General features: G+C 44.5%; 24 protein-coding genes. 12 read left to right on the top strand and 12 right to left on the bottom strand.

The annotated features are described in order from the left end of the window. The first annotated feature begins 55 nt into the window (after nt 1-55). The 9 genes from vscN to FKN16_RS18820 all read left to right on the top strand — a co-directional run bounded on the left by vscN (nt 56) and on the right by FKN16_RS18820 (nt 7,625). Nucleotides 56-1,378 (top strand): SctN family type III secretion system ATPase VscN, encoded by a 1,323-nt coding sequence (gene vscN, locus FKN16_RS18780; RefSeq protein WP_170903353.1) that lies wholly within the window; start codon nt 56-58, stop codon nt 1,376-1,378. Beyond that, a complete protein-coding gene (locus FKN16_RS18785) occupies nt 1,375-1,836 on the top strand; it encodes a type III secretion protein (RefSeq protein WP_170903354.1) in 462 nt (153 codons plus the stop codon). Before vscN ends, FKN16_RS18785 begins: the two co-directional genes overlap by 4 nt. Nucleotides 1,837-1,845: 9 nt before the next feature. After that, nucleotides 1,846-2,994 (top strand): type III secretion system needle length determinant, encoded by a 1,149-nt coding sequence (locus tag FKN16_RS18790; protein ID WP_170903355.1) that lies wholly within the window; start codon nt 1,846-1,848, stop codon nt 2,992-2,994. Continuing rightward, nucleotides 2,991-3,959, top strand: a complete 969-nt coding sequence (gene sctQ / locus FKN16_RS18795) for a type III secretion system cytoplasmic ring protein SctQ (protein ID WP_170903356.1) — start codon at nt 2,991-2,993, stop codon at nt 3,957-3,959. The genes FKN16_RS18790 and sctQ overlap by 4 nt, the downstream gene beginning before the upstream one ends. Beyond that, nucleotides 3,956-4,606, top strand: coding sequence for a SctR family type III secretion system export apparatus subunit VscR (vscR, locus tag FKN16_RS18800; RefSeq protein ID WP_005377232.1), 651 nt, complete (start codon nt 3,956-3,958; stop codon nt 4,604-4,606). Before sctQ ends, vscR begins: the two co-directional genes overlap by 4 nt. Before the next feature lie 13 nt (nt 4,607-4,619). Then, nucleotides 4,620-4,886: a SctS family type III secretion system export apparatus subunit VscS gene (gene vscS / locus FKN16_RS18805; RefSeq protein ID WP_005377227.1), complete on the top strand. Its 267-nt coding sequence runs from the start codon at nt 4,620-4,622 to the stop codon at nt 4,884-4,886. Beyond that, nucleotides 4,883-5,668 carry a type III secretion system export apparatus subunit SctT gene (sctT, locus tag FKN16_RS18810; RefSeq protein ID WP_031780447.1) on the top strand — a complete coding sequence of 262 codons (786 nt, stop codon included), beginning with the start codon at nt 4,883-4,885 and terminating at the stop codon, nt 5,666-5,668. Before vscS ends, sctT begins: the two co-directional genes overlap by 4 nt. Nucleotides 5,669-5,683: 15 nt before the next feature. Beyond that, nucleotides 5,684-6,739: a SctU family type III secretion system export apparatus subunit VscU gene (gene vscU, locus FKN16_RS18815; RefSeq protein ID WP_170903357.1), complete on the top strand. Its 1,056-nt coding sequence runs from the start codon at nt 5,684-5,686 to the stop codon at nt 6,737-6,739. Nucleotides 6,740-7,022: 283 nt separating this feature from the next. Beyond that, nucleotides 7,023-7,625 (top strand): TetR/AcrR family transcriptional regulator, encoded by a 603-nt coding sequence (locus FKN16_RS18820; RefSeq protein ID WP_053807479.1) that lies wholly within the window; start codon nt 7,023-7,025, stop codon nt 7,623-7,625. Nucleotides 7,626-7,676: 51 nt separating this feature from the next. Here FKN16_RS18820 and FKN16_RS18825 read toward each other — a convergent pair whose 3' ends face one another. Both FKN16_RS18825 and FKN16_RS18830 read right to left on the bottom strand, forming a co-directional pair. Continuing rightward, nucleotides 7,677-9,209, bottom strand: a complete 1,533-nt coding sequence (locus FKN16_RS18825; RefSeq protein WP_170903358.1) for an MFS transporter — start codon at nt 9,207-9,209, stop codon at nt 7,677-7,679. Between the two features lie 5 nt (nt 9,210-9,214). Further along, nucleotides 9,215-10,228, bottom strand: a complete 1,014-nt coding sequence (locus tag FKN16_RS18830) for an HlyD family secretion protein (protein ID WP_104974067.1) — start codon at nt 10,226-10,228, stop codon at nt 9,215-9,217. A gap of 446 nt (nt 10,229-10,674) precedes the next feature. Between FKN16_RS18830 and FKN16_RS18835 the strand changes: the two genes are divergently transcribed. The 3 genes from FKN16_RS18835 to FKN16_RS18845 all read left to right on the top strand — a co-directional run bounded on the left by FKN16_RS18835 (nt 10,675) and on the right by FKN16_RS18845 (nt 12,735). Continuing rightward, nucleotides 10,675-11,127, top strand: a complete 453-nt coding sequence (locus FKN16_RS18835; RefSeq protein ID WP_005395130.1) for a MarR family transcriptional regulator — start codon at nt 10,675-10,677, stop codon at nt 11,125-11,127. A 63-nt stretch (nt 11,128-11,190) separates the two neighbouring features. Further along, nucleotides 11,191-11,934, top strand: coding sequence for an SDR family oxidoreductase (locus tag FKN16_RS18840; protein WP_170903359.1), 744 nt, complete (start codon nt 11,191-11,193; stop codon nt 11,932-11,934). Between the two features lie 597 nt (nt 11,935-12,531). After that, the gene (locus FKN16_RS18845) at nt 12,532-12,735 is read left to right on the top strand and encodes a hypothetical protein (RefSeq protein WP_005395134.1); all 204 of its coding nucleotides are present in this window, start codon (nt 12,532-12,534) and stop codon (nt 12,733-12,735) included. A gap of 75 nt (nt 12,736-12,810) precedes the next feature. Here FKN16_RS18845 and FKN16_RS18850 read toward each other — a convergent pair whose 3' ends face one another. The 10 genes from FKN16_RS18850 to vscI form a co-directional block, all read right to left on the bottom strand. Next, entirely contained in the window at nt 12,811-14,289 is a 1,479-nt protein-coding gene (locus FKN16_RS18850; RefSeq protein WP_170903360.1) for a CesT family type III secretion system chaperone, read from the bottom strand. Between the two features lie 9 nt (nt 14,290-14,298). Continuing rightward, nucleotides 14,299-14,757, bottom strand: a complete 459-nt coding sequence (locus FKN16_RS18855) for a CesT family type III secretion system chaperone (RefSeq protein ID WP_005395137.1) — start codon at nt 14,755-14,757, stop codon at nt 14,299-14,301. 230 nt (nt 14,758-14,987) lie between these two features. Further along, nucleotides 14,988-15,962 (bottom strand): type III secretion system effector VopR, encoded by a 975-nt coding sequence (gene vopR, locus FKN16_RS18860; protein WP_170903361.1) that lies wholly within the window; start codon nt 15,960-15,962, stop codon nt 14,988-14,990. 10 nt (nt 15,963-15,972) lie between these two features. Then, on the bottom strand, nt 15,973-16,419 hold the full coding sequence (locus tag FKN16_RS18865) for a type III secretion system chaperone (protein ID WP_233059802.1): 447 nt from the start codon (nt 16,417-16,419) through the stop codon (nt 15,973-15,975). 264 nt (nt 16,420-16,683) lie between these two features. Beyond that, nucleotides 16,684-17,847: a VopS family T3SS effector adenosine monophosphate-protein transferase gene (locus tag FKN16_RS18870; protein ID WP_170903362.1), complete on the bottom strand. Its 1,164-nt coding sequence runs from the start codon at nt 17,845-17,847 to the stop codon at nt 16,684-16,686. A 3-nt stretch (nt 17,848-17,850) separates the two neighbouring features. Next, nucleotides 17,851-18,333 (bottom strand): CesT family type III secretion system chaperone, encoded by a 483-nt coding sequence (locus FKN16_RS18875; RefSeq protein WP_249370560.1) that lies wholly within the window; start codon nt 18,331-18,333, stop codon nt 17,851-17,853. A gap of 135 nt (nt 18,334-18,468) precedes the next feature. Next, the gene (locus tag FKN16_RS18880) at nt 18,469-19,107 is read right to left on the bottom strand and encodes an HrpE/YscL family type III secretion apparatus protein (protein WP_006741524.1); all 639 of its coding nucleotides are present in this window, start codon (nt 19,105-19,107) and stop codon (nt 18,469-18,471) included. After that, complete coding sequence (vscK, locus tag FKN16_RS18885) at nt 19,086-19,751, bottom strand: SctK family type III secretion system sorting platform protein VscK (RefSeq protein ID WP_114322286.1); 666 nt, start codon at nt 19,749-19,751, stop codon at nt 19,086-19,088. The genes FKN16_RS18880 and vscK overlap by 22 nt, the downstream gene beginning before the upstream one ends. Further along, nucleotides 19,744-20,490, bottom strand: a complete 747-nt coding sequence (gene sctJ / locus FKN16_RS18890) for a type III secretion inner membrane ring lipoprotein SctJ (protein WP_118781028.1) — start codon at nt 20,488-20,490, stop codon at nt 19,744-19,746. Before sctJ ends, vscK begins: the two co-directional genes overlap by 8 nt. After that, nucleotides 20,490-20,834 (bottom strand): SctI family type III secretion system inner rod subunit VscI, encoded by a 345-nt coding sequence (vscI, locus tag FKN16_RS18895; RefSeq protein WP_005377202.1) that lies wholly within the window; start codon nt 20,832-20,834, stop codon nt 20,490-20,492. Before vscI ends, sctJ begins: the two co-directional genes overlap by 1 nt. Nucleotides 20,835-20,841: the final 7 nt, after the last annotated feature.

A 20,841-nucleotide genomic window follows, 5' to 3' on the forward strand; every position in this document is an offset into this window, starting at 1 on the left:
ATACCCCCTCATCCTTTCTATCCTCCCAACATCAATCATTGCGCATATTTTTACCTTGAACGATTTCTCATACATCACTGATATCCAACAATCTGCGATCAGGCAAACTCGTCTGATCCAAATTCGCGGGCGCGTTACGCAAGTAACCGGTACCATTATCAAGGCAGTTGTCCCCGGCGTTCGTGTTGGTGAGCTGTGTGAGTTGCGTAATCCTGATCAAACTCTCTCTTTATTAGCGGAAGTCGTTGGCTTTCAACAGCATCACGCTCTGCTCACACCGTTAGGAAATATGTTTGGAATTTCCTCAAATACAGAAGTTAGCCCAATGGGAAAAATGCATGAGGTCGGCGTTGGCGATCACCTGTTAGGTACAACGCTTGATGGGCTTGGGCGTCCTTTCGATGGTACGCAAAGCCAGGAACCAAGTGCTTGGTATCCGGTTTATCGCGATGCACCGCCACCAATGCAACGTAAACTGATTGAAAAGCCAATCTCTCTTGGGGTTCGATCCATTGATGGACTACTGACCTGTGGTGAAGGTCAGCGCATGGGCATTTTTGCAGCGGCTGGCGGTGGTAAAAGTACCCTCCTCGCAAAATTGATTCGATCCGCAGACGTCGACGTGACCGTTCTCGCCTTGATTGGTGAACGCGGACGCGAAGTGCGCGAGTTTATTGAGCATGACTTGGGCGAAGAAGGTATGGCTAAGTCGGTTTTAGTGGTCGCGACATCCGATCGCCCGGCCATGGAACGTGCCAAAGCCGCTTTTGTTGCCACTTCTATTGCTGAATATTTTCGTGACCAAGGTAAACGCGTGTTACTGCTGATGGATTCTGTAACGCGTTTCGCCCGCGCACAGAGAGAAATTGGCCTAGCCGCAGGTGAGCCACCAACACGACGCGGCTATCCGCCTTCCGTTTTTGCCGCTTTGCCAAAGCTGATGGAACGAGCCGGTCAATCTGACAAAGGGTCAATTACAGCGCTGTACACCGTGTTGGTTGAAGGCGACGACATGACAGAGCCTGTCGCCGATGAAACTCGCTCCATTTTAGATGGGCACATCATTCTCTCGCGCAAGCTTGCTGCAATGAACCATTATCCTGCCATTGATGTACTCCGATCAGCAAGCCGCGTGATGAATCAAATCGTTGAACCTGATCATCAGGCGTCTGCTGCTCACCTTCGCGAAATGTTAGCCAAGTACGAAGAAGTTGAGCTACTGCTCAAAATTGGCGAGTACCAGCATGGGGCGGATAGCCGAGCGGATATGGCGATTGCGCAAAGTGATGATATACGCGCCTTTTTACGTCAAGGAACGCATGAGCCAAGTGATCTTGATGGTGCTATCGCTCAACTAAAAGAGATGGCGAGCCGATGATCGAACGGTTATTAGAAATCAAACAAATTCGAGCTGAGCGTGCGGATAAAGCCGTTAAGCGCCAAGAATACCGAGTATCAAATTCGGCAGCACAGGTTCAAAAGGCCGAACGTTCCGTAAAGGACTATCACGTTTGGCGCCAGGAAGAAGAAGAGCGACGTTTTGCCAAAGCAAAGCAACACACACTCGTTCTCAAAGAGTTGGAAACATTGAGACAAGAAATCGCGTTGTTGAGAGAGCGAGAAGCCGAGCTTAAACAGCGCGTTGCCGAAGCAAAAAAAGCGCTTGAGTACGAACGTTCGGTACTTAAAGAAAAACAAAAAGAGGCACGGCAAGCCCATAAAACCAAAGAAAAATTCGTTCAGTTGCAACAACAAGAACTCGCGGAACAGTCGCGAGAAAGACAATACCAAGAAGAACTCGAACAAGAAGAGTTTCGCACTGTCGATATTATCTAAAGGTTCATTATGCGCATTACTCCAACAGAAGAAACACCGAATACGCTGTACAAATCAACGCCAGAAAAAAAGCCCCTGGAACGAGAGGTTGAGCTTCAATCACAGTTCGAGCGTGCAATGACGGAGAAACCTCGCAAGGAAGAAGAATCTACCGTTGCGAGCAAAAAAGACACTCAGAGCAGAGACGAGAGCTTTCCGTTAAGACATGAAGCGTCTCAAAGCCTAGACAAACAACCGAAACTTTCTAACCAAGAAGCCAGCACTTATAGAAATACCGCCACATCAAAAGGAAAAAGTGACGTCGTCACCAAGAGAGGCATAGAGAAACCACAAGACGACGCAACAAATAGCGAAGAACACCTAATTGAAAACAGTAAATTGCATGAGAAAGATAAGAAACTTGAGAGCGATCTGGCTCCAAGCTCATCCTCGATTGAGCGCGTTGGCCCCCATTCTCAAGCACAAGCTTCTCTCGACGGTTCTCTCCCTAAAAAGGCCGTAGGGAAATCGCTCGCTCAAGATGCAATTAACAATGCTAACTTCACGACGAAACAAACCGAAACGACACACAATAAGCGTGCAACGCAGCGACTACAAGACACAGGCAAACTAACAGATAAAACCGATAGTCGTTCTGAAACTAAATCGCTTGAGAAAGTCGAGACGAAAAGCGCACTAGTGGCCGTTAAAGCGGATGACGAAAAAGCAGAACCTCAACACCTTGCGAGCGCGGCAACACAAGGCGATGTCATTTTAAAGAGTGTTGCTTCACAGGCTCAGCCGGCCCCTGTACGAGAAGTAAACACGTTACTCCAACAATTGGTGGACAAAATCTATGTTTCGCTGCCAACCGCATCGGACAACAAAGAGGTTCGACTGTTTCTGAGTGAAGGGCAATTAAAAGGTGGCGAAATCCACATCAAGTTGGACGCGCAAGGTTATAGCGTGACGATTCGACAAGAGCATGCCCTTTCCATTATTAGCCAACAAGCTAGACAAGATCTTGCCGAACGCCTAAATCGATTTGGCGGTGATCAGCCACTTCGTCTAGCGATCAGCGAACAAACTCAACAGCTCGATCAACAACAACATGAACAACAACACTCGCGCCAGAAACGTAGCGTGTATGAAGAATGGCAAGCGGAGAATGACCTATGACGCCGTTAACGATACCCAAAGTCGATTCAGACAGTATTGCGCTCAGTAATCAACTTTGTGCAAAGCAATGCCATTTCCAAGGGGCTGATGGTCAGAGCGTATCGATTACTGTTTCTCAAATCCCTTCATTTGAAGGATTCCGTTTAACCACGTTGATTGGAGGGCAAACGATCCAAGTGGATTTTTGTCGTGCGCAACTCCAGAAATGGCTTGAGTCTACTCTGAATGCCACTGCATTCGAGTCACTGCCCAACTCGCTCCAGTTAGCACTTTTGAGTTCTCAGATTGAACCGCATAGTGAGGCATTCAAAGCACTATTTGGTCAGTTGCCCATTCTTAGCCAGTTACAACCGTTAGAGTCGAGCCAAGTTCAAGAGCATACCTTGATGTTAACCCTCAATAAACCTAACGGCTCTCTTTGTTTGTGGGTTAGCGAAGGAGCAAACGTGCTGTTGGATGCACTACCAAACAGCGCTGCTCTTCAGGCGCGACATCTCGCTTTACCTGTGTGGTTAAGCCTTGGAAATACCCATTTAATGTTAAGCGAATTTAATTCGCTCGAACTGGGAGATGTGATCTTTTTTGACGATTGTTATATCGCCCAACAACAAGCCATTTTTCAAGTATCTAACCAGAATCTCTGGCGCTGCCAACTGGATGACCAAATTCTTCACATTATTGAAAAAGAAACCAATATGAATGACGTAAACACTTCAGAAATGTTAACCGACCACCAGCAACTGCCCGTGGAACTCACGTTTGATATCGGCCATCAAACCATCACTCTAGAACAGCTTAACCAGCTTCAGCCTGGGTACGTATTCGAGCTAAACCAACCTGTATCTAAGCCGGTAACATTGCGTGCCAACGGCAAAATCGTCGGTGAGTGTGAACTGGTTAATGTTAATGAGCATTTAGGTGTGCGCGTACTGGAACTGTTTGGTGGCACGCAGGAGCCAGCATGATCCAGTTACCTGACGAGCTCAATCTCATTGTCAGCTTAGCACTGCTGGCACTGATCCCATTTATCGCGATGATGGCGACGTCGTTTGTAAAACTCGCCGTTGTATTCTCACTGCTGCGTAACGCTCTCGGTGTACAGCAAATTCCACCGAATATGGCACTGTATGGCTTGGCGATAATTTTGTCGATTTTCATCATGGCTCCCGTCGGGTTTGAGACCTATGACTACGTGAAGCAGCATGATATTTCTCTTGAAGATTCTGCAAGTGTGGAAGGCCTCATTGAAAGCGGTTTACAGCCTTATCGAGAGTTTTTGAAAAAACATATTCGGGAAACCGAAGCCATATTCTTTACCGATGCTGCGCGCACATTATGGCCGCAAAAGTACGTGGACCGTTTAGAGTCAGATAGCTTGTTGCTGTTGCTGCCAGCGTTTACGGTCAGTGAGCTTACCCGTGCTTTTGAGATTGGCTTTCTATTGTACTTGCCGTTCATCGCTATCGACTTAATTGTTTCTAATATCTTGCTCGCCATGGGCATGATGATGGTATCGCCAATGACCATCTCTCTCCCTTTCAAATTGTTGCTTTTTGTCTTGCTTGACGGCTGGACGAAACTCACTCACGGCTTAGTACTGAGTTACGGTTAATCACGGAGAAAGTATGCATTCTGCTGAAATTATTCATTTCACGACTCAAGCATTAACCCTAGTTTTGTACTTGTCGTTACCGCCGATTTTAGTCGCAGCATTGGTCGGCACATTGGTGTCGCTGATTCAGGCGTTAACTCAGGTCCAAGAACAAACGTTGGGGTTTGTGGTCAAGCTTATCGCAGTAATTATTACGCTGTTCGTCACAACACAATGGTTAGGGGCAGAGCTCCACGCCTTCGCCTCGCTTGCCATGGATAAAATTCCTCAAATACGATGAGTTATCACGACTTACACCAGGCTTTATTTTTGTATAGCCTGACGTTACCTCGGTTAATGGCATGCTTCATCTTTTTGCCTATTTTGAGCAAGCAAATGCTAGGCGGCACCATGGTGAGAAATGGAGTGCTTTGCTCACTCGCACTGTTTATATTTCCGATGATTAATCAGCAAAGCTTGCCCGCAGAAACCGACGGTATTTGGCTGATAGTGATTTTGGGTAAAGAGGTATTAATTGGGCTATTGATCGGGTTTGTTGCTGCTATCCCCTTTTGGGCAATAGAAGCGGCTGGCTTTCTGGTCGACAACCAACGTGGTGCTGCCATGGCAAGTATGTTTAATCCAACGCTAGGCTCGCAATCGACGCCAACCGCAGTGTTGCTGACCCAAACGTTGATTACCCTGTTCTTCTCTGGCGGGGGCTTTGTCACTTTTATCTACGCGTTATTCAAAAGCTACACATCTTGGCCGATCGTGGACTTTTTCCCAACCGTTAGCGATGCATGGGTAAGCTTCTTCTACGCGCAATTTGAACAGCTTATGTGGCTTGGTGTGCTGATGTCAGCCCCATTAGTGTTGGCAATGTTTCTTGCTGAGTTTGGTCTGGCGCTTATCAGTCGTTTTGCACCGCAATTGAATGTTTTTTTCCTTGCCATGCCAATAAAAAGTGCCATCGCGAGTGTTTTACTGATCGTGTATCTCGGGCTAATGATGGATCACTTTGAAGTGCAATTTTATGGCATTACCCGATTCGCAGAACAACTCAATACCATTTGGCAATAACGCTTAGGATTCTTTATGAGCGCAGAAAAAACAGAGCAACCCACCGCAAAAAAGTTACGCGATGCCAGGCAGAAAGGTCAGGTAGCCAAAAGCCAAGAAATCGTATCTTCTGCATTAATTTTGGCGCTCATAATTGTACTGTTTGCGTTCGCCGATTATTACATGTCGCACATCTCAGCGCTTATTCTCCTACCAAGTAAGCTTGCTTATCAGGGTTTCCAAGATGCGCTAGTCGATGTCGCTATCGCCATCGCAAAAGAAATTGCCTATCTACTCGCTCCGATTATTCTGGTTGCTGCACTCGTCGCCATCTTTTCCAATATGGGGCAGTTCGGCTTCCTATTTAGTGGTGAATCCGTTAAACCCGACATCAAAAAGATCAATCCCGTCGAAGGTGCCAAACGCATTTTTTCGCTTAAGAGTGTGATTGAGTTTATCAAGTCGATCCTTAAAGTCTCTCTTCTTTCCTGCATTATCTGGGTGACCTTACGCGGTAACATCAACGCTTTGATGCAAATTCCAACTTGCGGGCTAGAATGTGTCCCGACCATTACTGGTGTCATGATTAAACAATTAATGATTATCTCTTCGGTAGGTTTCATCGTCATCGCTGCAGCTGATTTTGCGTACCAAAAGTTTGACCACACGAAGAAACTCAAAATGAGCAAGGACGAAGTGAAACGCGAATACAAAGAGATGGAAGGCAGCCCTGAAATCAAAAGTAAACGTCGTCAGTTGCACCAAGAGCTACAGGCCTCCAATCAACGTGAAAACGTTAAACGCTCCAATGTATTAGTTACAAACCCAACGCATATCGCGGTTGGTCTGTACTACAAAAAAGGCGAAACGCCCCTGCCCGTCATTACCTTGATGGAAACCGATGCGGTAGCCAAACGTATGATCGCAATCGCCAAAGAGGAAGGTGTGCCTGTGATGCAAAAAGTCCCTCTTGCTCGCGCACTATACGCGGACGGCAACGTCGACCAGTACATCCCAAGTGATCTTATTGAAGCAACCGCCGAAGTGCTTCGTTGGTTGGCATCATTGGAGTCCAATAAGACGCTGAACTAACACGATTTCGAGAGTAAAAGCTATCGTACGAAGAACGGTTATCACTTTCTATACGTAATGATATTTTTAAATGTGTCATCCTTCGCTATAGGTTTCAGCATATCGAATTCGCCTACTTTTGCTTGTCTCAATGAAGCACTTGGTTCATGAAAAGTCGTGTTTACTAACGTCAATAGTGGTACTGTACTGGACAGTTTTACTTTCATCTCTAAACCACCTAGAGCTCGGTAAGAAACCACGCCAGCCACAACAAAGGTGGATTTTTGCTTAGGTTGATTTATTTATGCGCATATCTACCGAAAAGAAACGAACTCGAATCATCAAAGTTGCCACTGACCTTTTTATAAAACAAGGTTACAAAGACACATCACTCGATCAAATCGTCGCGATTTGTGGAGGCTCAAAGCAGACGTTATATCGCTATTTTTCGAACAAAGAAGGGTTATTTGTTGAAGTTTTAGCATACAATACCAAAACCAGCTTAGAGTCCGTCTTCCAGCTTGCCGACAAGCAATCGGCGCCTTTACAAGAAACATTGAATGACTTCGCCAAGAAGTACCTAAAAGGTGTTTGCTCCAATCCTATGCTATCACTTTATCGGATCGTTTCGGCTGACTTCAACAAACATGATTCCGTACCAAATCAATTCTGGCAGACAGGGCCGCATCGCATTCATCAATACCTCATCGACTTTTTAAAGAGTGAAACTGTCAGCTCACAGCTCGATGTTGAAAATGCCGACCTCGCTTGTGAGCAACTACTTGCGTTAATTAAACTTGATTACCAGAACATGGCACTAATTGGCTTCGATTTTCCGACAGATGAAGAGTTAGATGCACATACGAAAAAAGCGGTCACCGCCTTCCTAAATCTATACCAAAGATAAACTCACTGAATATAAAAGGGAGCATCATCGCTCCCTTCTTGTTTCTATGGCTTAGTGAATCTCTCGCTTCGCCGCCAGTTTTTTACCGATTATTAAGATTGGCGCGAGAGCAAAGACCGAGATAATAAACATCAATAATGAATTACTCAGTGCGAGAGTGGTTGCCTGCTCTTTGACAACAGAACTAATTTGGCTCATTCCTAGTGCCGAATTTGGCAAGTGTCCATGAGTCAGAATCGAACTGCTCAACGCATTTTTATAAGCATCAAAAGCATGATTCACATCATCTAGCGTTCGGCCAATCTCTCCAGCAGCTTGCGCACTATGGCTTTGCATTACCCGTGAGAACACGGCACCAGCGATCACACCACCAATGGTACGAAAGAGGTAGAAATTGGCGATGCCTTCTAAACGCTGCCCGACCTGGAAGTACATCAAGACTGCAATGGTCACAGACACATTCAATAAGCCGACACCAAACCCACGCAACATCATCGGAACGGACAAAGATTCCGTACCAGCAAAGCTAGGTAACTGACTAAACATATGTACCGAAAGTATAATCATCACCACACCAAACGGGACGACTGCATCCGCTAATGGACGGCGGAAGTAATACACCAGCACACTGACTAGCATACCACCTAGCATGGCATAAAATGCCGGTAATTGGGCATATCCAGCATTAAGGTTGTTGTACTGCAACGCCATTTTCAAAAAGCTAGTAAACAACACATTGCTCGCCATAACAGCAAAACCTGCCAAAAAAGCGTTGTACATAAAAACATTAGTTTTCAACTTACTATGCAGCTGTATTGATGCTGTATTTAAAGGACTGGTTTTCACAAAGTAATACACCACTAATAAAGTCAGAGCTGCGGCAATCGAAGAGGCTTTAACAAACCATTCCGAGTCAAACCAGTTGTAATAACTGCCTCTCATCAATAGAAATACAACGATACTTATTGTCAGGGCAAAAACTAAATAAAACCAACAGCCCGACTTGGCTTCGGCCTCGATTTGAATCGACTTAGGATTGTATATGCATGCAATTACCAAGGCAGAGAAGTACAGCCAAGCCGACACGACACACAACAGTGACCAATCAAAGATTTCGACAATATTGGCCACTACCCAAGGGTAAGCGCCGATCGGTAGCAAGGTTGAGAACACTAGCGTTAAAGCAATAATGGCAGGTAGCCAACGCTGTTCAAAGAAGTGGAGCAAGTAAAGGTTTAATACCACCATTAACATGCTCATAAAAAAGCCACTCGAGAGCCAAGTCAGAGTGAACACCAGTTCTTGCTGTCCGCCCCAGTAAAGTACAAGATTGCTCGCTAGACCTACCAATAAAATGGCATGTAAGAGAATTAACGTACCCAATCTACGCACCAATATTGGTGTGAATATAAAACCTAATACCTGGGTAATCATAAAGCCGACTTTAACCAGAGCAACTTCATCGACAGATAAGCCTGACGTTGCCGCCATCTCATACGATAACTCGGTAAACATCACGGAGTTAATACCAAAAGCAGCAATCGCAAAAAGCGTCAAAATCAGCAGCGGTGAACGTTTTTCCATTGCAGTTAACCTTGTGCCGCGGTCTCGATCGTTACTTCTGCAGACAACCCCGGATAGACTCGTTGACTCAACTCTTGAGGGATCTCTAGCTCAATACGTACTGGTACACGTTGTACTACTTTTACGAAATTGCCTGTCGCATTTTGAGGTGGCAATAAACTAAACTGTGCACCAGTCGCCGGGGTTATCGAAGAAACACGGCCATGCAATGGATGGTTTGGAAACATATCCAATACTACTTCAACCTCTTGCCCAGGCACAACGTTCTCAAGTTGTGTTTCTTTAAAGTTTGCCTCTATCCAAACATAATCTGGCACCATCACGATGAGCCCCATTCCTGGTTGTACAAACTTGCCGACTTGCACTTGTCTATCTGCCACATAGCCATCGAATGGTGCACGCACCGTGGTTCTTTCCAGTGAAATATTAGCTAGTCGTAAGTTTGCTTCTGCTTTTTTACGCTGTGCTGTCAGTTGCAACTTCTCAGTCATCAATGTGTCGAGCTGTTTTTGCTCAGCAGCTAAGCCCAATTTAGCGGTTTCAAGATTACTGCTTGCTTCAATAGATCGCGTTTTTTGTGCTTCAAACTGATTTTTGCTCACAGATTGCTTTTGTACCAAACGAGAAAGACGTTGAAACTCCGCCGCTTGGTGTTCGGCATTTGCACTCGCGCGGCGAATACCTTGCTTCGCCTGCTCAATTTTCATTAACTGCATATCCGTTTTGATTTGATTTGCAGTAAGCTCAGATTTCGCAACATCTAGTGCTGCTCGAGCAATTTCTTGGTTGGCAATAAAGTCTTCATCATCAATGACAAACAAAGGAGTTCCTTCTCTTACCCACTGGTTATCTTTGACAAAGATTTCGCTTACTTGCCCCCCAACCTCAGGTGAAATGGCCGTAACGTCTGAATGAACATATGCGTTATCCGTCATTACAGTATTCGGCTGGTATAAGGCACAGCCAGCAGCAAATAACGAACCAACAACAAGCGACAAGGCGATAACTTTCTTCTTCATGTTTGAAACCCATTTTATGATTTTCACAAACTGTACTGTACCGTACAGTTTTAGTAAAGACACATTTGATCATTGCCAATCAAAAAGATCAATCTCATTGATTTATCATGAACTTCTTGAGAAAAGTGTTTCGAATGAAAAGAATTAAAATCTAACCATTTGTAATGTAAACAAAAAACACATTTAAACTGAATAAGTAAAGAGAGGACTGCAACTCCCCTACCTTTAATGAAGCTTGCTCCCCAACTCGGTGCATCAGGCGCAAACATTTGACTGGCCGAAGTTTTCGAAGCTACCTCACCAATTTTCATTAGCACCTCAATCTGACACATCAACCCAACGATAAGCACAAGCTAGTAGCATTTTCTTCAAACGAATTTGACATCGCCCAATATAGTTGTGTATACAACCATATTGTTCATTCATGTTATTTGGTGAAATTTTCCATGTCCCAATACAACCATCATCAGTCTCTCGGTCACCTTACGGGGCTTGCTAGTCGTCTGTTTAACCGATTACTCACTACCCGTTTCAAAGATGCTGGTATTGATATGACAGCAGAACAATGGGGTGTCGTGTTGCTGTTACGAAACAACGGTGCCCTTTCTCAAAGTCAGATTTGTGAACTGTTGTACTTAGAAAAATCGAGCGTCAGTCGATCAATTGATGGGCTTGAAAAGCGCGGTTGGACAGAGAGGAAACCTTCGCCAACGGATAGTCGAAGTAAGTTAGTCGTGCTAACAGAAAAATCTTTAGACACCGTTGATACATGTGCAAATATCGCTTCGCTAGTACTGCAAGAAGCCCAACAGAACCTTGCTGATGCCGACCTAGATAACAGCAAACAGCAACTTTCTAGCGTGGTAGCGAACTTACGCAAGCTTAACGGACAAATTTAACTTATCAGCGTACGTTGCGACAGAAGCTGGTTTAACAGTCAGGCTCAACCTTGGAGAAATACGATGACAAAACGCAATGCTTTAATTACAGGTGGCGCTCGCGGAATTGGTGCAGCAACAGCAAAAGCACTCGCTGCAGATGGTTACCGAGTTTTTATCAACTACGTAAATAGTGCTGCGGTCGCGGAAGCGTTAGCTCAGGAAATTCAAAACGCCGGTGGTGAGGCGTACACTTTAAAAGCTGACGTTCGTGATGACGCACAAATACAAGGGATGTTCGACAGCATAGCAAATGAACATGGTGGCGTTGATGTTCTTGTCTCAAACGCAAACATGAGCTTTACCGCTAAACCTTTCACTGAGCAGTCGTGGGAAGAGTTTTCACAAAAGCTAAATGACGAAATGCACGCTGCATATCAAACGGCAAAATTGGCGGTAGAAAACATGAAAGCCAGCCAGTTTGGTCGCTTAATTTTTATCTCTAGCACCTTATCAGAAGCTCCTGCACCAAGCTTTATTGCTCATGGTAGTGCAAAAGGTGCACTTGATAGCTTTAGTAAATACCTCGCTCAAGAACTTGGTCCTTTCGGGATTACGTCTAATGTCGTTGCTCCGGGCCTTGTAGAAACAGACGCAACAAAATGTGCTCCTGAAGAGTTTAAAGAAACCATTCGAATGTTCACACCAACGCAGAAAATTGCCACACCTGAAGACGTAGCAAACACCGTGAGCTACTTGGCAAGTGAAAAAAGCGGACATATCACGGGCACATACAATCCAGTATGTGGCGGCGCATACCTACCATAGCGCCAAGTGTGCTAGGCACAAATACAAAGGCATGTACCCATGCCTTTGTATCTTTAGGTATTGCTTTGCAACGCGCAAGCTTCCTTCATGGGCGGTTTTGTCTGAAGAAAAATAGAAAGTCCTATCTATTTCTTATAATCGGTGTATAGTGAGCTCAGCTCCTAACCGTGAGCTATTGATGAAATATTTAGTTCGAGTCTCTTCTTAGTTTTCTTTCGAGTCATTTCGTTACTCAACTCCTGTAGCAACTTATTCTTTATCTTCCATTAAATAGCCTCAGTTTTGATTTAAATACGAACGAGAGTTAGCTCTCTTAGCATGGTTATCACAACGCGCTGTCTTTACATCGATAGGTTTATAAGGAATTTAACCTTATAAAAACAATCAGTAAGCGTCAAAATAAGACATAACGCTGCATAGCCACTTCGTGTATATATCATCACTATTTAGGAATAGTCATTAGCGGTGAAATATATTAATCAGCGCGATGACAATGGAATATTTAGACTTAATTTAAACCATTTTGACTTCGTTATTCCTATAAAAGTAGAGGTTAATTAGATTGACCTTTAATAAACACGCTCTAGAGGAATAAAAATGAGAAAAAAACGAGATAGCTTTCAAAAAAAGAATAAAAAAAGCAATTATGAAGATAAATTTGAGTTGATGGTAAAAGAATACCACAGCGCAAAAGAAGTATTAGACGCAATGCCAGAAGGTTCGGCTGACTACGACAAGCAGAAAAAGCACTGTGAATCTCTATTTGCTAATGCCGAGCGCTTTTTTAAGCGAAATCAGTAGGCCAATTTAACGCCTAGATAAACATCCGGCAAAACACCATATACGGTAAGGGAGCATCTGCTCCCTTACTTTCAATTAAACCCAACCTTCCGCTAAGTACATCAGTCGCAATTGACTTGGTGAGCCCAGTTTATCTAATGCATCCAACTGAGCGTCACTCAGGTTTGGGCATTTATCAAGGTATACTCGTCCATTTTCTGCATCAAGTGGCAGTTTGTAAGTCAGCTTTTCATTGATTTGACTCGCCTCACCTTTATCGATCGCTCGAACTGCAGGCATGAGCCAATCCCAATCTTCGCCCAATAGCTTTTTAAACGCACTATGAGCAGTTGCCTCAGTTTCACTTGGCGCATCTTCTGGACTTAGCTTCAAGATAGAATCAACGTCAGGGACTAAGTGTTCACCTGGCTCTGATCCCAACATCTTTTTCAACGTTAAGCGAGCAGCTTCCATCTCTTGTGCTTCTTTAGGCGCTTGAGGTGATGTCATCGCCGTGTTCTCTTTAGGGCCAAGGTACGCCATCAATGCGCGTACAGAAGCTGGATCTTGCATACTGAAGGTAAAGTCTCCTTTGGCATTAGAAACTTCAAGCCTTGGTAAGACACCAGACATCTCACCTTGCATGAGTTGCTCTTTGACTTCTGTATTTAGTCCGTATGCTCCAGCTTGGTTCGCAACAAAACCACCACCACTGATAATGCCAGTCGTGGCAGCCGAACCAATGGCTTCTTTTGCTATCGGCGTAACGCCCGCTGTCGCTACGGAGCTCACACCAAAAGTACCCAAACTACCTGTCGCCATGCCCAATGTTGCCCCAACTGCACCTTCAGCTGATAACATTGCATGACCTTGAGCCAATGTTTGTTGCATCGGCATAGAGAGACGTTGGTCTCGCCCTGGAAGCTGCGAAATTTGCTCCAGCTGATGGTGGTAAGCTTCAGCATCGCCATTGACTGCCGCTTTGTGCAGCTCACGTCCTGTTGAAATTAATAGCCCTACGCCAGGCAAAGCTAGGTTGATGACAGCATTAACGCCAGAACCTTTCAGTTTTTCTTTGCCCATCTGTAACAGTTCGGCACCAAAACCATCCATTTTCCCCGGGTACTGAGCCTCTAAACTCACCTGCATACGCGGATCTTTGCTGATCGCGTCAAACGTATTTTTAAGCTGCTGGTACGTATCGCTGCTCACCTTGACTTCATCCAACAAGCTGACAACTTCTAAGATTTTGCGCTCAGTAAGCGGCTCACCGCGATAACCAGAAGGGCTAACTAATGAGTAAGCTAGCAAGGCAACCTCAGGCTTTTCTTGTTTAAGTAGCGCCTGTTTCAAATCAAGGTGAGTTTTGATGTTTTCTTGGAAAAACTTAGTGTATTTACTTCTCAACACGCCTTCGTGGATAGAAGCAAACTTGTGACCTTTATGGAATGTTGAAGGTTCTTTTACTTCACCTCTTTTACTGATCACTCGGTCATCTTTTTGCGCAGCGACTGCACGAAACTGTTCTAGATCAGGTACTGGGCTTTGGCTGATTTTTTGGGTTGTATTGACCATTTTTCTCTCCTACACACGAAGTGATTGAACATGAGCTTGTTCATGATTAGGGGTGGTTGGAATCGCTTGATCCAACATTGCAAAACGCGCTTGCCACAATTCAGTCTGTTCAATAACCTCATGAAACCAAGCAGTAAGATTCGTCGTGTTTAGGTGCTCAACGGGTTTACGTCCCGCTAAGACAAGCTGTCGACCATTTGGGGCTAAAGCAAGTGCAAGGCTGCCACTACCGATGCCCTGATAATTAGCATGAGCAAGAAGCTCTAAACCTTTTAGTCTTTGTTCGCCCGACTTTTCTAATCCTCCGAACGTCACGGACAACATTAAGTCATCCGTATCTGTCGCGATGAAATACAGCATGTAGCGGTCGTCGACCAGTAGCTGACAACGTTCATTGTCTTCAAAATTCAGTTCGGGTAACTCATTGAGTTGGCAAAACTCCAAGAGCAGTTGTTGAATCGTGTTCATAACTTTTTCCTTTTGTTTCAATAACTCTATTGAACAACGATTGCAGATTGAACGATGTCGGTAATGGCTTTATTTTTGTCACTTTTTCGCCTTCATTGTGAGGTTTTCCGCAGAAATCTCGCTCTAAAAACGAGTTGCCAGAGTAATCAAAAAGAGCAGCTCAGGGCTGCTCTTTCAATAAAGGTTGGATGACTAGCATTATGTGTTTGCTTACTTCTTTTGCAGAGCGACTAACCCAGTTTATGACTATCAAAAATGACTTCTGTTGGCGGGAACATATTCGAAACAGGTGGTCGTTGCGCATCTCCAAACATTGGAGCACCGAATGCGGATGTTGCCCAAGGATCAACAATTTTCACATCCTTACTCCATGTTGATGGATCTTTGATATCACTCCCCTCTTGTCGACCAACCAGTACATAAAGGTGTGTACCTGAATGACCCTTTTTAAACGCAACCACTTCTACTTTAGGCTCACCTTCAGGTGTGCCTGACATGCCTTGAATCATCTCAGCCGCGGCAGCAAAGGCAAATGTAGTACAGCAGCCGGCTTTCGCGTTTTGTACTGCCTTAGCAATGTTCTGTAGGGTGCTTAATTGCGGTGCGGTTCCTCTTTGTGCTGCAGCTTGAACTCCGTTTGCGGACATAGTCGCTCGTTGATCTTGCATGATTCGCGCTTGATTCGCGTGAAGCGCTTCTAGTCTAGGCTTTCCTTTGGTTTCATAAAACTGCGAACCTTTTACACCAAATGTATTTAAGTCTGTACAGGCAAAATCACCAAGCTTTTGAAGGTTAGCTTTATGTTCGTTGATCAGCGCGACACTCGATGAAGCTTTATTGGTTTTGGAAGAAGAGGCCGTTTGCGCGGCTGGCCAATGTGAGCTCGGACCAGACGACAATCTCTCTAGGTTTTTCAGACTACCAAGCGTTAACTTGTTTTCACCGTTCAACACATTTTTCAGCATCAGCTTCGCAACATCTTTAGGAATACCCTGCTTAGTAAGCAGGTTCACTACAATATCTTTCGCTTTATTCTGGTGGCTAATACGCGCGCTGATACTTTTATTTTTTGGTGCACCCTCTTTAACAAAAATATCTTTGCCGTTGTGTGCTCGAACCTCTTTATCGTCAGATTGATTTTGTGTCGCCAAATGGGATGTTAACTGACTCAACGAGTGCATGTGTGATGTATTAATATTGACCATGTGTGATGCCTTAAACCTGAATAAATGCGTGTACGTCTGTTTGGCTAAAATCTACAACCGTATTGTTCTGAAATAGCTGAGCCCAAGTATCCACTAGCTCATTCAGTTGAATCATCAAGTTAGCAATATTGGTGAGTTCACTCTCGGCCGCGATGGCAACCTGAAGAACCACATCTTTAGTGGTTGGATTAACGCAAAACTGCACACCGCCGGTTTCTCGATATAAGAAGTTGTATTCAAGTAAAACTTGAAGTTTTTCTAACGTAATATCCTCTTGTTCTATGTGCAGGTTTTTAGAAATCAACAACTCGCCTTTTTCCTCCACGAGCAGAACATCGACACTGTTATTTTCAGCAAAATGCAGTGACCACATTTGATCGTCATACGCTGTCACGCGCTCAAGGTTCAGCACTTCTCCCAGTTCAGAGAGAAGCATATTAATCTTTCCTGTATCCATGTTGTGTCCTGTCTAATTTAATATACCTAAGTAGCCTCGAAATATATGATGCAGCGAGACGACTTGGGTATAACGGCTTATTTAAATAAGCTCATAAGGATAAGAGCGATTTTATGGCGTGATAGACACAAGAGCTTTATTTAAACGTCTCAATTTTATTGCTATTAGCCGTTTTAGCGAGGTAGAAAAATGAAGAGTAAGTTGGATAAAGAAATAAGAAAAGAGCGGCAATCGCCGCTCTAAAATTGGAATAGAAGAGAAAAATTACTTGATGCCGTGAAGGCTGTTCTCTGCGTTCATAGCTAAAGGATTGAATGAGTCGTTACGAAGTTCTGCTATCGCGTATAGCATGCGTCCCATGCGACCGTTTCCATCGGTGAACCCGTGATACCCAATGACTCCTGCAAACAAGTGTTTACCCAGATCTTTATCCGCCACTGGGTTTTCTTTCAAAAATCCTTCAATGTGCTGCTTTAGCATCCCCTCACCGCCAATACTTGAAGGCAAAGTACCACCCGAAATATTTGGCCCTCGGTAGTCACGTTCAACATCAGGTACCAATCGAGCGTGTAGCTCTTTTAAGTTGTCCATATTCAATAAGTCTTTACCATTAGACGCGTACTCTTTAAGTAAAGACGTAATGTTTTCGGCATCGTTTCCTTTAGAGTTAGAAGCATTAATGATCCACGCCGCAGCTCGTTCGACATTATCGGTGACGCCACTTTTGTTAAACGCGTCCTCTGCCAGTCCTTCAGCGTATACACCTTGGCTTAGATCGGTGCTTGCTAGACCTTCGATATGGCGTTGCGCCGATTTAAGATGCATCACCTCCATATCAAACACCGCTTGCATTTGATTGATGCTACCTGCTGGATTTTTTTGCGCTGCAGACACACCACCGCCATAGTCTTTTACTACACGTCCAGCAAGCGACTTCGCTGCACTTTCGCCAATCAGTGATGTGAGGTTTTTACCAGAATCGGTTTCTAGCATTGATTCTGTCATTGCTCGCTCCGCTAACTGGTTTAGCTCAGCAGAGTGCGATTGGACCGTTTTGCTATCCAATTTCGCGAATGCACTTAATACATCTGATGCGGTTTTTATGTTTCCATCTTTGAAGAACATTTGTCCATGCTCAACAGAAGAAGCAGCTCGTAAACGCTGAGCTTGGCCTTGCTCATTATCAAATACGGCTTTTGTAAGGGCTTTCGCAACCGATTGTGAGCTGCCTTCGCGAAACAATTTTCCTGTCGCTTCAAAAAATCGCGCTACCGCACCATTAGTAGGATTGGCACGAGTAAATTCTTGGGTCGCTGCGTTGATTTGGTATTCTTTGTCACCAATACTCAGCTTGCCTTCGTTTAGTATCTCGTTGCGAGCTTGCGGCATGGCAGCCTGCAATGCGCTAACACTTCCAAAACTGATCATGTTTTAAACCCTTAATGTGGAAAAATGAGTAGTACTCGTTGCCGGGACTTCGGTTGTTTTATTGGTTACTTTTTGCGTGTTCGCACTTTTTAGCCATTCGATGAAATTCGCTAATGATTCATCAAGAAAAGAAGCAGTTAACAGTTGCTGGTGCAGGTGTATGAAACCGATGTATCCCGTTTCTGCCTCCCAGAATACCGCTGGAGAGCCTTGCGTTAAGGCATCTTTCATATGTTGATGCAAAGCATCATCACTCGGCTTATCGCCTGAAATCAGCCCAATAAGTGTCAGGCGATCTTCTTGTGCGCGAATTGTGATTGCTGTGTTTTGGTCAATGAGTAGATGACAACAATCATCCTCATCAAAAACCAGCGACTCCAGTTGGCAGCGGCTGGCAAAATCTGTCAGTAAAGAAGTTATAAATCCATTAGCCATTCGACTAAATAATCCTATTTTTGTTGTTTTAGAGGCGCTGCTTGGTTGCAACACTTATCACCTAAGCAGCTTTCTTAGGTGTATTCTTAAGGATTTATGGCAGTGAATATTTTAGAAATGGTCGGATTTTTTTTGTTTAAAGGCATTAAAATGAAAAAACTCAGCAAGTACTGAGTTTTTTAAGATTTATTCATGAATCGTAATTTTACGCTCGCTGAGTTGCTTCACCATCGCTTGCTTTAATGCATGCAGCTGTCCATCAATACTGGCGTCGATGATCCCGACTTCAGTTTCCAGAATGCAGCCTCCATTTTTCAAGCGAGCGTCTGCTACCACGTCAACGTAACCGACTTCAGGGTAATCACTCAATACACCAGCCACCTTCTCCCTCACATCAACAACCTGCTCTGGATGGACATGTAAAATGACCTGCTTTTGGTTGCTCACCAGTTGCAACGCTTCTCGCACGACACTCACCGTGGTATCGACATCATCGAAGGTATCGATGATCTTACGCACCGCTTCTAACACCACACCTGTCATTTTTTCTTCGACTTGCTGATAGTAGTCATTACAACGTGCTAAGGTTTCAACCATCGTTTGCGCATTTTCAATCTTAGCTTGTGCAAGGCCATCTTGATAACCACGTTGTTTTTCAGTTTCGTAGGCTTGTTGGGCATTAGCAATTATGCTTTCAGCTTTGGAGTTCGCGGCTTCAACTAAGTGTTGCGAATCAAGATAACTGGCATAATCTTTCGCTTTCAGCACCTTTAAGCCAGGTGCCAGCTGCAAGTTGTCTGTTTTTATTTCAACAAATGAAACCATTGGGGAATAACCTGTTTTGCGATTTTTTTTGTGAGTCGATACGCCAAATCTCGCTGATCTTTTGCCAACCAGCTAGCCATTTCCGTACTCTCGCTGAGCTGCTGTTCTAGTTTGAATTGCCAACGCAGAACAATGTCTTCTGGCGAGTTAACTAAAACAAACCTTATCCAGGAGTACCCAAGCGCTTGCATTTTTGCTTCAACAGACCGCTCATCCAATGATTCTGGCAACGGATGTTGCCAACCTTGCGGCCAACTGGATAACAACATCGGCCCGTTTTGAATCAAGAAACGAGCGCCTTCCAATCCAAAGACGTTGTTCAGAACCTGTTTCGGATGTTTTAAAACAACGCCTCGCATTGCCACACAATGTAAAGCTCCGCCCACCATCAATACGAGTTGATTCAACGCATCCGCTGGGAGCAACGCCAAGCTATGGCAAGGTTTGTTAAAAGCCGTCTCTGGAACTGGAGATAACGCCCACTCATTTATGCACCATTGGTTAAACATGGGGTTATCTCTCCAACCTTCAATATTTAATAACCAAGGCTGTTTCTGTTCTATCCAACTTTTATGGATGTATTGGCAAGGCGCGTAGTTAAATTGATGTTGTACCTGCGCGAGTGGTGTTTCTGGTTTAACCACGCTTTGTGTTCCTGCGGCACCAAGTAAAAGTAGCGATATTTGAACCGATAAGCGCAGCTACCAAGAACACCAGGATGGCGACAAAATTATTCGCCGTCTCTTTGGTGACCTGAACCGACAAAATGCTTTTAAATTGATTGTTTTGAGTAGCAACTCGTACCTCTGATGAGGGTACCATCACTACGCTGATTCGATCGTAATTCAACCCCTCAATACTGTTGTTCACCAATAATTTGATCTGCGGAACATACGAGTCAAGCGCAATATCCGCCGCATGTTTAATAAACACAGAGGCAGATGCAGGCGTTGGACGCTCTCCTGGACGTAGATCTTGATCTTCCAAAACAACATGAACACGTGCCACCAGCACGCCATCAATTTGAGATAAGGTTGAAGAAAGTTCTTGAGATTTCGCGTACACCAAACGTGCTCGTTCTGCTAATGGCGACGAGATCAAATCGTCTTTAGGAAACACCTCTTTCAATGTAGAAAACTGCTCTCTTGGATACCCTTTTCGCTTCAGCGCGTCTACAGCGAAGGCGATTTGAGAACTGTCTACCATTAACTTGACGGTGTTGTCTTTGTCAGGTTCTTTTGTTGCAACGACACCTTCGGATAATAAGATCGACAACATCTCATTCCCCTCTTTCTGAGTTACGTTGGTGTACAGCTCGGTCTGACAACCCACCAGAAACAACGTGAGCATGATGAAAGCCGCTCTCATTTTATTCATCATCACTATTGTGCCTTCAATAAGGTTTCTACGTTTTGTGTGGTTTTACCCACGGTTTTTGCGATCAGCTCTTCTTGAAAAGTAATGCGTGTCAGTGCCCACTGCATTTGCAGTAATTGGGCCGGATCATCACCCACCATCTTCATGTTGTCTTGCAGGTTACTTTTCGCGTTATCGATAGTATTTTTTAACTCGCTGATGTTTTCGAGCAAACCGCCCTCCAAGCCATTATTCGCCTCGGGAACCGACATGGCTTGTTCGAAACGTTCACTCAAACCGTCCTCGACTTGTGCATCCTGCAACTTATCAATGTTGGTTTGCATCACCTCGGTGTACTGCGTGTTTATCATATGTACT

The sequence above is a fragment of the Vibrio sp. 11-4(1) genome (assembly GCF_013048625.1).
Classification (GTDB): domain Bacteria; phylum Pseudomonadota; class Gammaproteobacteria; order Enterobacterales; family Vibrionaceae; genus Vibrio; species Vibrio diabolicus.